The 12,488-nt window shown below is 58.7% G+C and carries 8 protein-coding genes and 1 pseudogene; 4 read left to right on the top strand and 5 right to left on the bottom strand.

Annotated features, from left to right (window positions below; all coding sequences use genetic code 11):
• The 4 genes from WBG04_RS09640 to purC form a co-directional block, all read left to right on the top strand.
• Positions 1 to 329, top strand: a 329-nt coding sequence (locus tag WBG04_RS09640; RefSeq protein ID WP_424314204.1) for a tyrosine-type recombinase/integrase, incomplete at its 5' end; no start/stop codon positions are given.
• Positions 330 to 1,073: 744 nt separating this feature from the next.
• A complete protein-coding gene (locus tag WBG04_RS09635; RefSeq protein WP_424314203.1) occupies positions 1,074 to 2,708 on the top strand; it encodes an NAD+ synthase in 1,635 nt (544 codons plus the stop codon).
• Positions 2,709 to 2,771: 63 nt separating this feature from the next.
• On the top strand, positions 2,772 to 4,997 hold the full coding sequence (locus WBG04_RS09630) for a right-handed parallel beta-helix repeat-containing protein (protein WP_424314202.1): 2,226 nt from the start codon (positions 2,772 to 2,774) through the stop codon (positions 4,995 to 4,997).
• A 47-nt stretch (positions 4,998 to 5,044) separates the two neighbouring features.
• On the top strand, positions 5,045 to 5,761 hold the full coding sequence (purC, locus tag WBG04_RS09625) for a phosphoribosylaminoimidazolesuccinocarboxamide synthase (RefSeq protein WP_424314201.1): 717 nt from the start codon (positions 5,045 to 5,047) through the stop codon (positions 5,759 to 5,761).
• 229 nt (positions 5,762 to 5,990) lie between these two features.
• On the opposite strand, the gene WBG04_RS09620 is transcribed toward purC, so the two are convergent.
• From WBG04_RS09620 to WBG04_RS09600, 5 genes and pseudogenes are all read right to left on the bottom strand, one after another.
• The gene (locus tag WBG04_RS09620; protein WP_424314200.1) at positions 5,991 to 7,895 is read right to left on the bottom strand and encodes a DUF4340 domain-containing protein; all 1,905 of its coding nucleotides are present in this window, start codon (positions 7,893 to 7,895) and stop codon (positions 5,991 to 5,993) included.
• 7 nt (positions 7,896 to 7,902) lie between these two features.
• Positions 7,903 to 9,414: a DUF7088 domain-containing protein gene (locus WBG04_RS09615; RefSeq protein WP_424314199.1), complete on the bottom strand. Its 1,512-nt coding sequence runs from the start codon at positions 9,412 to 9,414 to the stop codon at positions 7,903 to 7,905.
• Positions 9,415 to 9,417: 3 nt separating this feature from the next.
• Positions 9,418 to 10,170, bottom strand: a complete 753-nt coding sequence (locus WBG04_RS09610; RefSeq protein WP_424314198.1) for an ABC transporter permease — start codon at positions 10,168 to 10,170, stop codon at positions 9,418 to 9,420.
• An 82-nt stretch (positions 10,171 to 10,252) separates the two neighbouring features.
• Positions 10,253 to 10,888: a pyridoxamine 5'-phosphate oxidase gene (gene pdxH / locus WBG04_RS09605; protein ID WP_424314197.1), complete on the bottom strand. Its 636-nt coding sequence runs from the start codon at positions 10,886 to 10,888 to the stop codon at positions 10,253 to 10,255.
• Positions 10,889 to 11,000: 112 nt separating this feature from the next.
• Positions 11,001 to 12,488, bottom strand: a pseudogene (locus WBG04_RS09600) (hypothetical protein); the annotation flags it as partial.

Raw genomic sequence — 12,488 nt, 5'->3', positions numbered from 1 at the left:
GTTTCGAGTGGTATTGGTTGTTCCCGGCGCGGCAGACCTCGGTGGATCCGGAGTGCAACGTGCGGCGGCGACATCACCTCCACGCTCAGGTTTACAGTGACGCGATCAAGCGCGCGGCGGCAGCGGTGGGGATCAACAAATGGGTGACGAGTCATGCGCTGCGGCACTCGTTTGCGACGCATTTGCTGGAGGGCGGGACGGATCTCAGGAGAATTCAGGAGCTTCTTGGGCATGAGGACATCACGACGACGGAGATTTACCTGCATGTGGCAGTCGGGGCACATGGTCTGGGGGTGACGAGTCCGTTGGATGGGATGGTCGCCGCGTAAAGGGCTTCGTCGCGTCGCGTAAAAGGCTTCCCCCCACGCTGATCAGCTCCACGCGATTGGTTGGTGTGATGGAACAGGAGCACTGGGCAGCGATCGGTTTCAAGGGAGAGGCGGGCTGCCGGGGTTGCGGCACGGGGGCATGCCGCCTCCAAGGGCGCGGTAGCGCGGCGGTCCGGTCTTTCTGACTTTCGGCCTTCGACCTTCGACCTTCGACCTTCGACCTCTGTTTACCAGGGCTGCCAGGGTGGGGTGAGCTCTATGGGTGGTTCGACAGGGCAGGAATGCCCTTGCTCCATTGGGTTGGGAGCGCTGGGCATGACGAACCCCGATCGGGATTTACGTCGTGTCGAACGGCTTTTTACATCGTGTCACACGGCTTGGGGCTCGGTCCCATCGGGTTTTACATCGTGTCGAACGGCTTTGGACTCGGCCCTCGCGTAAAGGGCTGCGTCGCGTAAAGGGCTTCGCCCCACGCGATCAGCCCCACGCGATTGGTGGGTGGTCGCGTAAAGGGCTGTGCCCCACGCGATTGGTTGGTGGCTGAGCGACCTGGTTTTTGGCGCCGGACAGAATTGTCCGGGCTCCTTACGAGGTTGCTCTTGCTGCCGCGCGCATCGACAGCAGGGCTGTCTTGCGGAACAGCGGCAGCGGGCTGCCGCAGTCCACGGGGGCGGCATCAAGGTTCCGGGACCGGGGCGGGGTGATGGGGGCTTGATTTTTTGCGGAATGTGGCGAGGAAGACGCATGCGAATCGGGCTGGCTCAGATCAATGCGGTGGTTGGGGATTTTCCCGGGAATGCGAAGCGGCTGCTGCATGCTTATCGTGAGTGTCTGGAGAAGGGTGCGGAGCTGGTGGTGACGCCGGAGATGAGTCTGGTCGGTTATCCACCGCGGGATTTGGTCTTCAAGAGCCAGTTCGTACCGAAATGTCTGCAGGCGCTGGATTACCTGGCGAGCGAGACGCGCGAGGTGCCGCTGCTGGTGGGCTATGTGGATTTCAATGAGGGTGAGGCGACGGGTAAACCCTACCGCAATGCGGCGGCCTTTCTCCATGATGGTGAGGTGAGGGCGAGGGTGTGGAAGACGCTGCTGCCAACCTATGATGTGTTTGATGAACGCCGCTATTTCGAGGCTTCGAAAAGCTGCGATCCGATCGAGTGGAACGGGCATCGCCTGGGGGTGACGATTTGCGAGGACATCTGGACGGAGGATTTTCTGAAGCGGCCGCTGTATGACCGGGATCCGGCGGAGGAACTGGTGGAGAAGGGAGTCGATCTGATCATCAATCTATCGGCTTCACCTTTTCATTTGGGAAAACCGGTGGAACGCCGCGAGATGCTCAGGGGGGTGTCGGAGGAGGGGAAGGTACCGGTAATCTACTGCAACTCGGTGGGGGCGAATGACCAGTTGGTTTTTGATGGCCATTCTTTGGTGGCGTGGCCGGATGGTGGGGTGATTGAGATGGCTGGGTTTGAGGAGAAATGTCGCGTTGTGGATATTTCTCGCCCTGCAGTCAGCACCGCAATGGAGGACGCTTGTGAAGAGGAGCAGCTGTGGAAGGCGCTGGTGCTGGGGCTGCGCGACTATGCGGGCAAGACGGGCTTTTCTTCGGTCTGTCTGGGTTTGAGTGGTGGGATCGACTCGGCATTGACGGCGGCGGTAGCCGCTGAGGCGCTGGGGGCCGAGCATGTGCATGGATTGACGATGCCGAGTCCCTACTCGTCGGGCGGGAGTGTGGATGACTCGTTTGCCTTGGCGAAGAGCTTGGGGATTCGATGCGATGAGGTGGGGATCTCGGATGTTTTCGATTTCGTGAAGGGCGCGATGGCGGGTCTGTTCGAGGGCAGGGAGGAAGATGTGACGGAGGAGAACATGCAGGCTCGGATTCGCGGTCTGTTGCTGATGGCGCTCTCGAACAAGTTCAATCATCTGCTGCTGACGACCGGCAACAAGAGTGAGTTGGCGGTGGGGTATTGCACGATCTATGGCGACATGTGTGGTGGTTTGGCGGTGATTTCCGATCTGCCGAAGTCGAAGGTTTACCAGCTGTGTCGCTGGCTGAATCGCGAGCGGGAGGTGATTCCTTGGAACACGATCGACAAGCCACCGAGTGCGGAATTGCGTCCGGATCAGAAGGATCAGGATACCCTGCCGGAGTATGAGGTTTTGGATGGGATTCTCGAGGCCTATGTCGAGCGGCATCTGTCTGCCGAGGAGATTGTGGGCATGGGCTACGAGGAGACGGTGGTGCGCTGGGTGCAGCGCCGGGTCGATCTGAACGAGTGGAAGCGTCAGCAGGCGGCGCCGGGGATCCGGGTAACGTCGAAAGCTTTCGGGATCGGTCGGCGGATGCCCATTGTGCAGCGTTTCGGGGGGTGAAAGTTCGGGTTTTCAGGAATGCTTCTTTTCGCCTGCTGACGGCGATGCTACAGCCCCGGGCAGATGACGCTTGAGGACGCCAGAAAGGTGCTTGGGCTGGATGCAGATGTGGATCCGGCAGATCACGTGGAGGACTTCAATGAAGCCCGCGAGCGGATTGCGGCCCTGGTGCGGGATGCTCCGAATGAAACGATTGCGCTGCGTTATCAGGACGGACTGCTGGAGTTTGACAAGGCGATGGCGGCGGTGCGTGAAGAGATGGAGCGGCGGAAGGGGGAAAAGGTGGCGAACCTGATGGCCTTGGTGCCCGGTGTCATCAGCGGGCGTCGAAATTCGAACAAGCGGGCGGACTTTCACAAGCCTGTGGAAGTGAAGAAGTTGGTCGAGGAACCAAAGCCGGTCGAAGAGCCGAAGATCGAAGAGGATCCGAAGCCCAAGGAAGAGCCGCAGGCCGAAGAGGCGGAGCCGCCGAATGAAGAGCAAGCGGTGGAGTCCCCCTTTCCGCATTTGAAGAGTCGCGATACGGAGGAGGGGCCAGTGCTCGCTCAGGGCGCGCCGAAGCTTCCGGTCGTGCCGCCGGCGAAGAAAATCACGAGTTCGGTGGAGCGGGATGAGGAGGAGTTTGAGGATGATGAAATCGAAGACGCATTAGAGTCTGGGAGTTCATCGAAGGGGCGCTTCATTGCCTATGCTGTGATTTTTCTGCTGATTGGTGGTGTGGGGGGAGGCTGGATCTACACGAGTCTGGAGGCGGCGCGGATGCAGCGGAACCAGGACCGGATCATCTTTCTGGAAGGCTTGGGTGCGCGCTTGGTGGAATCGCGCCGCTGGTCGGAGGCTGAGGAAGCCTATCGTGAGATTGAGGAGCGTGATCCTGATTCCGAGGTCGCCGAGAGGGGCATGCGGAGCATTGAGGTCGGCATGAGCGAAGAGCAGACGCAGTTCGTTGGCTACTGGTCGGGCGAGGCGCTTGCCGCATTGGAGGCGGGGAGGATGGATGAGGCGGCAGCGGCGGCGGGTAAGGTTTTGGAAAAGTATCCAGACGAAAAGGAGGCCGCGGAGCTGTTGGCAAGAATTGAGACCGAGCGACTGCAGAGTCTTCGGCAAGCTTGGGATGAGAAGATTCGTGCGGCGGTGGATGAGCGCGATTGGGCGGTGGCAGATGCGGCGCTTGCGAGTCTTTCGCTGGAGCTTCCTGAAGACCCCTTGGTTGGTGAGTTGGCGGATGTGATTTCCGAAGAAAAGGATCAGCAGCAGCAGGATTTGGCAAAGGCACGCGAGCTGGTCGATGCCGCCCGGTTGAGGGATCAGGGCAAGTTCGACCCCCAAGCTCTGGAGTGGATGCGCGAAGCGCTCGCCCTTGCGCCGCAGGATGCCGAGATCAAGGCACTTTATGAGAAGCTGGCGTCTTATTCGCGGACGATTCGGGTGCCGGAAGAGGTCAAGACTTTGAAGGAGGCGTTGAGTTTAGCTCGGCCGAAGGATCGAGTGTTGCTTGGCGAAGGCGATTTTGAAGGAGGGATGGTGATCAACTTGGAGGTCCAGCTTGAGGGCGCGGGAGCCGACAAGACCGTGCTCATGATGACGGCCAAGGATGGTCCGGTTCTGACCTTGGGACCGCAAGCCGCTGGCGCGACGATCAGTGGTCTGACCTTGAAGCATGAAGGATTTGATGCGGGAAGGAGTCGCTATCCCGTGGCATTGGTCCGGGGGGGCAAAGTGGAGTTTTCAGATTGTGTGTTTTTGGAAGGTTCCGGGCATGGCTTGGCGGTTGTCGAGGGCGGCCACGCTACGGCTCAGCGTTGCCGTTTTCTAACGAATGGTTGGGATGGGGCGGCGGCGAGCGGTCCGGGGAGCCGACTGACGATTCGCGAGTCGGAAGCGACGGGGAATTTCGGTCACGGCTTCGAGATCTGGGATGGGGCTTCGGCGGTGATCGTCGACAGCAAGGCTTCGAGGAACAGCCGCAATGGAGTGCTGGTGGATGCGGCCGGTGAGGGGATCGAAGTGAGTGGTGGGGAGTTTTTCGGAAATCGTGAGTATGGGATTGTCCTGAATGCCGGTGCTTCGGGGAAAGTGACGGGCAACAGCAGCTATTCCAACATGATGGGTGGGATGCTGGTGCGGTTTTCGGCGATCAGTGTGGTGGTCGAGGGAAACCGTATCGAAAAGAACTCGGGTCCGGGGCTGTTGCTCGAACAGGGCCTGCGGGCGGAGCTCTACGAAGGAAACAGCAGCCGCTTGAATGAGGGCCAGGAGGTGATGTCGAACGTGCGATTTCAGGACTAGCTTCGAGCGACGCTTGACCCGGCACGGGGTGGTCCGTAGGAAACAGCATGGAACCGCTGTATGAGGGCAAGGCCAAGCGACTCTGGGCCACCGAGGATCCGGAGGTTCTCCGGATGGAATTCAAGAACGACGCCACCGCCTTCAATGGCGAGAAGAAGGCCCAGTTCGAAAACAAGGGGCGGCTCAACAACGAAATCAGCACGCTGATCTACGGATACCTCGAGAAGGAGGGCGTTCCGACTCACTTCATTCGTCAGATTGATGCGACCAATGTGGAGGTTCACAAGGTGGAGATCCTCATGGTTGAGGTGATCGTGAGAAATTTGGCGGCAGGCAGCTTTTGCAAACGAACGGGGGTTGAAGAAGGCATGGTGTTCTCGCAACCGATTGTGGAATTCAGCATCAAGAGCGATGAGCTCGGGGACCCGCTGGTCAATGATGACTACATTCGTGAACTGAAGCTGGCGACTGCCGAGGACTTGGCGTTTCTCCGCAAGTCGGCCTTGAGGGTGAATGAGATCCTCGGCGGGTTTTTCGCGGAGTGTGGTCTGAAGCTCGTCGACTTCAAACTTGAGTTCGGTCGACTCGCAAATGATCCCTCAAAGATCGTGCTTGCCGATGAGATCAGTCCGGATGGCTGCCGTCTTTGGGATCTGAAGAGTGGTGAGAAGATGGACAAGGACCGGTTCCGTCGCGATCTCGGAGATGTCATGGAGGCCTATGCCGAAGTCCTCGAACGGGTTAAGTTGGCGGTTGGTGGGTAAGTTTCCAGGCGGGCTTGCCGGGGAATTCATCGGACCAGGATGGATGGGATGGGGAGGATGGGGTTGTGAAATTCAAGAATGGCCTGACAATTGGCGTGATTGGCCCTTTCAGCTACTCTTGGATCGAAAACTAGAATTCTAGTATTCAAGTCATCCGATGCATCCTGGTCCCGAGGTCTAGACAGAGTCCCCCTCTCGGGGAAGCTGCCGACCGTCGATCGGTGCGGCTTTAATCGAACGAGAAGAGATCGACGCCGAGCAGGTCGAAGCTTTCTGCGGCGAGGGTGAAGGGATTGGGTTTTCCTTCGACGCTGCCGTAGATGATCCGGCTGTCGCCGACTGGAACAGAGGCCAGCGTCAGGCGGTGAGCTCTGAGGCCAATGTTTTCTCCCTCATCGTCCACCTGCATGGCGAAGATGGAAACGACCATGTCGGGGTCCGCGAGGGCCTTTCTGGCGGCCTCATGATCGGGGCGGAGCCATGATCGCACCTTGAGGCCGGTAAGATGTTTGAGAAAGCGGTTGGCGCGATCTACGGCAAGTTCCGGAGTTCGATCCTTGCCAGCCTCCGTCGCTGTCCACTCCTGGGTGTTTGGCTTGTAGCTGAGGATGACTTGGGGACTCGCACGGAGCTTTCGTTCGATCCCATGAACATCGTATTCTGAAATGCCCCATAGCTGGGTATCCCGCCACTCCCAGCTCTGCAGAGGAATGAGTCCGAGCATGGCCGGATCGATCTTGAAGACGGTCGTTGTGCCAGAGCGGATGGCGAGAACCTCACCTTTCTCGTTCTGGGCGAAATCGAGTTGGATATGGCTGTCATCGAAGCCGAGGAAACGGATCGTCAGGAAGGGTTGGTCCAAGCCGTAAACCGATGGGTCGGTGGCGGTGTCAGAGACAAAACCGGCGACCCGACCTTCGGTAACGGTTTTGAGCAAGCTGAAGAGAGCCGTTTCATTGGGCGTGACCCACTGCCCGTCCAAGTTGACTTCGAAGCGTGCCTGGGGGTTGTCGCGTTTGATGAAGATGTTGTCGCTGTTAGTCGATGCGATAAGGATCCCTTGCACTTGTGCAGGGTTGATGGAGGTCAATGTCGGATCACGTAGTTCATTGACCGAGAGGGGGAGGTCGGCCAGCGCGACTGAGGCGGGCTTGTTTTCGGTTCCCGGGGTGGCGAGGCGCGGGAGTTCAAAGATCGCATTGGGACGGTCACTGACTCTTGCCAAGACCGTGGGAGAATCGGGGTTCTCGGGCGGGTAGATTTCCAGAACGATCTCATCTTCTCTCCCGAAGAATCGCAAGGCGATCTGGTCAACCGCCGAGGGATCATCGGTGGGAAGAGTGACTTCCGAGCGGCTCATGACCTTGAGGGCTTCGAGGTCGTAGAGGCCCTGGAGAAGCCGTACGAGTGAAGTGGGGTCGGACTTGAGTTCGAGTGGCTTGACGATTTTCCAAAGCTCTTTCGGCTGCTTGCGCGAGAGCAGAAGCTCACCCGTGCGGTTCTTGATGCGGAGGCTTTCGACAATGGTCGGATGAAACAGGAACGGATGATGATCGCGGAGGCGCTTGAAGCCGTCGGTAAGAAGGGAGTGGATGTCGTTGGGGTCGGTGCAGGCGTAGATGAAGTCCTTGCGGTTCTTGTCGCGCGGTTGGACGAAGATCGTCGGGATGGTTTCGCCGGTTTCGGCATCCGTTCCAAGCCATGCGGTGCGTCTGCCAAGCACGTATTTGGAAAGGGTTTCGCTCTCCTTGTCCGTGATCCAGACGCCGACCCATCCGTCGTCAAGCCCGAGCGTATTGCTTTCAAATTTTTCGGTCGGCAAGGCGCCCTCGACGCGTGAGGCGAGGGTAAAGCTGACAAGCTTCTGGGCGATTCTGGGATCCATCCGGTCCTTCCACGGAGAGACCACTTCCCAGCCGCTTTCGGTGCGTTTGCAGAATGCTTTGATGCCGTTTCCCTGGAGACCGATGCTTTCCACGGCCGCAGGATCGAAGTCGTAGAGGGTATCTCCGATTTTGGTGGCAGGCGCTCCAAAGACTCTCGCCAGACTGCCGTCCGCAAGTCTAAGCGCTGCCAGGCCGACCGATACGAAGGCCACCAGGCAGAGAAAGAGGGTAAAGACGACCGAGCGCATGACGGGACTAGGAACGCCGTGAAGACCAGACAATCGCACCAATTAGAAGCGCGAATCCCGGAAGGAAGAGCAGGTTCATGCGATTGATGAAGCTGACTTGGGGTTTGAGCAGGGGGAGCTTGTAGATTCTGAGGCTGCGGGGTCCTTCGCCGGAGAGTTCCTCGCGACCAACGAGCCAGTTTGCGCAGCTTGCGAGGAAGTCGAGATTCTGGGGCTGGGCATGCTTTGGTTCGAGGAAGCCGGTGTTGCCGATGAGGACCATGCGTGAGACTTCCTCGGCGAGCTGCTCGTCATTGGGTGCGCCGCGGATGACGGCGGCAGCGACGGAGACGGGACCGGGCGTATCTTCGCGTTCGTCGAAGACCACTTCGTCGGCAGGGAATTTCGTTTCACCCCAGAAGGTCGGCCAGCTTTCGAGCAGCAGCAAGGGGGTGATGCCCTTGGCCAGAAGGGCGTTGTCGCCTTCCCGCACATCGAGACTCTGCGTGGTGCCTTCCAGGAGGGTGTTTTTTTCCCAGAGGTCGCGGGTGAACTCGACACCCGAGGTGAAGCGGCAGGTCACCGCTGTCTGGATGACTCCGCTTTTCACGGTGAGCACCCGGTCCTGGCGAGGGGTGACTCCATTGCCGCGAAGAAAGGCGCGGAGTCTGGGTGGGACAATCTTACTACCGGTGGTGACGAGCAGTGACGATCGGGGTCGATTCCAGAACTCTTCGATCACCCGGATCTCTTCGGCTGTTAGGTCGTAGTTCGGTGCGATGATGGCAATGGAGTCCACGTCATCGGGAATCCTGTCGACGCCGGTGAGAGGGACGCGTTCGGGGAGGATGTTCTGGGAGACAAGATTGGCACTGAGAACCGGCCAGATATCGCTGCCTTCGGAGTTGAGATCACTTTTGTCAGAGAGCACCCACATCTTTCTCGGCTTACCTTCAATGGCGCTGATCAAGCCGGCCCTCAGAGCGTCTTCACCAAGGAAACCGACGACACGCCGCTGATTGTTGGCGTCGGTTTTGTAGACCACCATGTCTTCAAATTTGACGATGTTGACGTTCGGGCTGACCGTCCTCTCGCTCGCAGGGTCGGCCTCTTTTCCGCTGCGGGCATCGATGATGACGAGGTCCTGTTGGAAGACGATGCCGTACTCGGCGGCCAGCGTTTCCGCGATGTCATTGGCGCGGATCGGATCCACGAAGCGGAGCTTGATCTTGCCGTTCGAGAGTCGCGCATACTCTTCCGCGATCGGGCGGATTCTTGAGTAATAGGGAGCATCGGCGCGGAAGACCACGGTCATCTGGATCGGGTCCTCCCGCTCAGAAACGGCCTCGGAGACCAGATAGCGGCTGGTGGAGGGGGAGAGCGTAAAATCCAGATCTTCGCTCAGGTCGAAAGGCCGGTAGAGCTGGGAAGAGAGGAAATTGACGGCCCCGAAGATCAGTAATACGAGGACGATCTGAAGTAGCGACAGGAAGCCGATACGAAAGCGTTTTACCGGAAGGGCGTTCGATTCTTTGCTCATGGATCAGCGTTTCCAGCGGCGGAAGTCGACCAGTTGGTAGGTGAGGAAGAGGACGACGAAAGTCAGGGTGGGATAGTAGATCAAAGGTCGGGTATCGACAAATCCCTTGGAAAAGAGCGCGAGGTGTTCCTGGCAGGAAATGTAGTGGAAGATGCCGACTCCGCGGAAGGCTCCGCCCCAGATGACGGGGACGTATCCGACGAAAAAGAGGATCATTAGCAGGCAGATGGTCAGCAGGCCGGCGATGATCTGGCTGGACGTCAGGGCCGAGGAAAGGCAGCCCACCGCCGTGAATGCCATGCCCATGAGAATGAGAATGACATAGGTACTGGCGATTTCGCCCGGGGTCCACGCATCCGGAAGCTCGGCGATCCAGTCGAAGATGTGAAACTGGACCAGGGTGGGGAGCCAGAGGATGATGTAGAAGATGAAGGCCGCGAGGTATTTCGAGAGCACGACCTGCCAGGTTTGGACGGGGGCGGTGAGCAGGGTCTCGAGGGTGCCGGATCGTTCCTCCTCGGCGAAGGAGCGCATGGTGATGAGGGGGAAAATGAACAGGAACCAGAACCAGAAAACCGGGGAGTGGAAGGTGGAAAAGACCAGGCTGTCCTGCGACGGGGTATCCAGGAAGCCCTTCATCGCGGTCGACACGCCGACACCATTGGCGAGCACGACGGCGGCAAGAATCACCCAGCCGAAGGGATTGTAGAAAAAGCCTTTCAGCTCCTTGCGGAGGAGGATCAACAGGGTTCGCATGAATTGGACGCGCGGGCGGAGCGAAGGGTTAGAGGATCGGTCGGGTTGGGCCAATGCCGAATTTCCAGAATCGATGGAATGCTCATGGGGAGAGCCGATCGATGGACCAGTCCGCCTCGTCGCGGCTGTAGAGAAAACGGTCGTGGAGGCGGGCGGGCCCCCCTTGCCAGAATTCGATGGTTTCCGGGACCACCCGGTAGCCACCCCAGAAGGATGGCAGTGGAATCTCTCCCTCGGAGAACTTCGCTTTGAGTTCTGAAAGCTTCTGCATCAACAACTTACGAGAGGAAATTACTGAGCTTTGGTTGGAGACCCATGCCCCGAGCTGGGATTCGCGCGGACGGCTGGTGAAGTATTTCAGTGATTCTGCCGCAGTGATTTTTTGAGCGTGGCCCTGGACGATGACCTGACGCTCGAGGGTGATCCAAGGAAAGAGCAGGCAGACTTGGGGGTTTGCGGCCATATGGGCCGCTTTGCGGCTCTCGTAGTTGGTGAAAAAGACGAAGCCATCCCGATCGAAGTACTTGAGAAGCACCGTGCGGAGCAGCGGACGACCGCTTTCATCGACCGTGGCGAGGCTCATGGCATTGGGCTCGTGGAGCTTTAATTCCACCGCCTGGGAAAACCAGTGCTCGAACTGATCGAGTGGGTCGCTTTCGAGGTCTTCGCGGTGGAGGCCTTTGGCCGAGTATTCCTTACGGAAATCAGATAGATCCATGCCCTACTGGTAACCTGCCGGGCCGATTGGGAAACAGCAATTCGACCACCGACGAAAAAAAGGCACCTCAGTTTCCCGAGGTGCCTTTTGTGATGGATGCGATGGTCCGAACTCAGGGAAGGGTGCCCAGGAGTCGTCCTTGGATGGTGCCACCCGGTGCGTTCGAGCGTGGGACAAAAACCGTCACGGTCTCTGGGCTGGTGGTCTCATCCACGTCGACGACGACGCCGTTTGGTCCCGTGGAATCGCCAGCACCAATGACGACGTCATTTGCGCTTGGGAAGGTGAGGTCGGTGGACCACTGGAAAGTCGTGGTGGCCACTCCGACCGAGTCTTCGTTCCGGTTGAAGGTGAAGATGAAGTTGTTGTCATCCAGAGTCGCAACCGGAAGGATCGAGGGATCACTGAGCAGAGGGTTTCCTCCGAGGATGAACTCAAGCACGTTGGCGATTCCGTCACCCGTGGTGCCGAACTCGACATCCTGTTCAGCTCCGTCATTGACACCTGGGGTCAGGCCATTGAGTGCTGCCCATGTGGTGTAAGCGTTGCCGGTGGCACTGATCACGTCAGCTTCGTCGCGCGGCAGCAGCTGGTAGCCTCCAAAGTAGGGGTTGGAGGTATCGAACTGGGCAAACACACCGGTAATGGTCGCAGGATAGAGAGGTTCAGTCGTCGCTGTGGAACCCGACTGGATCCGAATCGTGATATTGTTCATTTCGGGATCCTGAAGGGTGATGTTCGAACCCGTGCCCCAAGTGCCCTCCTGTTCCTTTGTCAAGCCGGCGATCGTGACCAGACTTCCTTCCAGTTCCTCGGCGGAGGCCAGGAGCTCAGCTACAGTGAGGGTAACGGAGGAAGGTTCGATGGACGGCCCGCGATCTACGATATTGGCCGTAGAGGTCGGAACGATTTCGGTCAGCCCGTTGAACTGAACGATGGTTCCAACCACCGCAAAGAGATTGCCACGGACCAAGCCCAGGTTCTCAGTGAACGAGAAAATATTCACGCCCGCGGTGGAGTCTTGGATGAAGCCGCTGAAGTTCGAAAGACCCGAACCAAAGTCGGGCTCGGTGACGACACCTTCCACAGCGACGGTCGCTCCGAGATCCAAGGGCACACCATTGGCATCCACATCGCGGATGGATGCGATGGGAATAATCACGTTGGCGGCGGGGGACTGACCGAGTGGTGTCAATGTGCCGCCACTGGTCGCTGTCGAAGTTGCGAAGACATAGTTGCCGTTGTTGGTGACGAGTGTCGGAGTCGGCGTGGTAAGTCCATCAATCTCGATGGCGAGCGAGTCCGTATCGGTAATGGCAGCGCTGCTGATGCTGATCGTCTGGCCGGTGACTCCGAAGGTGGCACCTGTTGAGCCCGGACCTGAGAGACTGACGCTGCCGGAAGTAGGGACCCCCAATTCGGTCGGGACGATGATCTCTACGGTGCTTACCGTTACCCCAGGAATGGTCGCTGCGATACTGAGCGTGGCCGTTTGTCCGGTCTGTCCTTTATCGAACATGGCCAAGCCATTGAAAGGACTCGAGTCGGTGGTGTTGATGACAATGGCGGATCCGTCGCCGTCGCCGGGGATGAGTCCCCG

Source organism: Haloferula sp. (genome assembly GCF_049672945.1).
Classification (GTDB): Bacteria; Verrucomicrobiota; Verrucomicrobiia; order Verrucomicrobiales; family Akkermansiaceae; genus Haloferula.
The sequence above is the reverse complement of the archived record's forward strand: the minus strand, read 5'-3'. Positions and strand labels throughout refer to the sequence as shown.

Coding starts and splice junctions, on each gene's coding strand:
- WBG04_RS09635 (WP_424314203.1), top strand. CDS start 1,074: ATGCGAATCGGGCTGGCTCAGATCAATGCGGTGGTTGGGGATTTTCCC.
- WBG04_RS09630 (WP_424314202.1), top strand. CDS start 2,772: ATGACGCTTGAGGACGCCAGAAAGGTGCTTGGGCTGGATGCAGATGTG.
- purC (WP_424314201.1), top strand. CDS start 5,045: ATGGAACCGCTGTATGAGGGCAAGGCCAAGCGACTCTGGGCCACCGAG.
- WBG04_RS09620 (WP_424314200.1), bottom strand. CDS start 7,895: ATGCGCTCGGTCGTCTTTACCCTCTTTCTCTGCCTGGTGGCCTTCGTA.
- WBG04_RS09615 (WP_424314199.1), bottom strand. CDS start 9,414: ATGAGCAAAGAATCGAACGCCCTTCCGGTAAAACGCTTTCGTATCGGC.
- WBG04_RS09610 (WP_424314198.1), bottom strand. CDS start 10,170: ATGCGAACCCTGTTGATCCTCCTCCGCAAGGAGCTGAAAGGCTTTTTC.
- pdxH (WP_424314197.1), bottom strand. CDS start 10,888: ATGGATCTATCTGATTTCCGTAAGGAATACTCGGCCAAAGGCCTCCAC.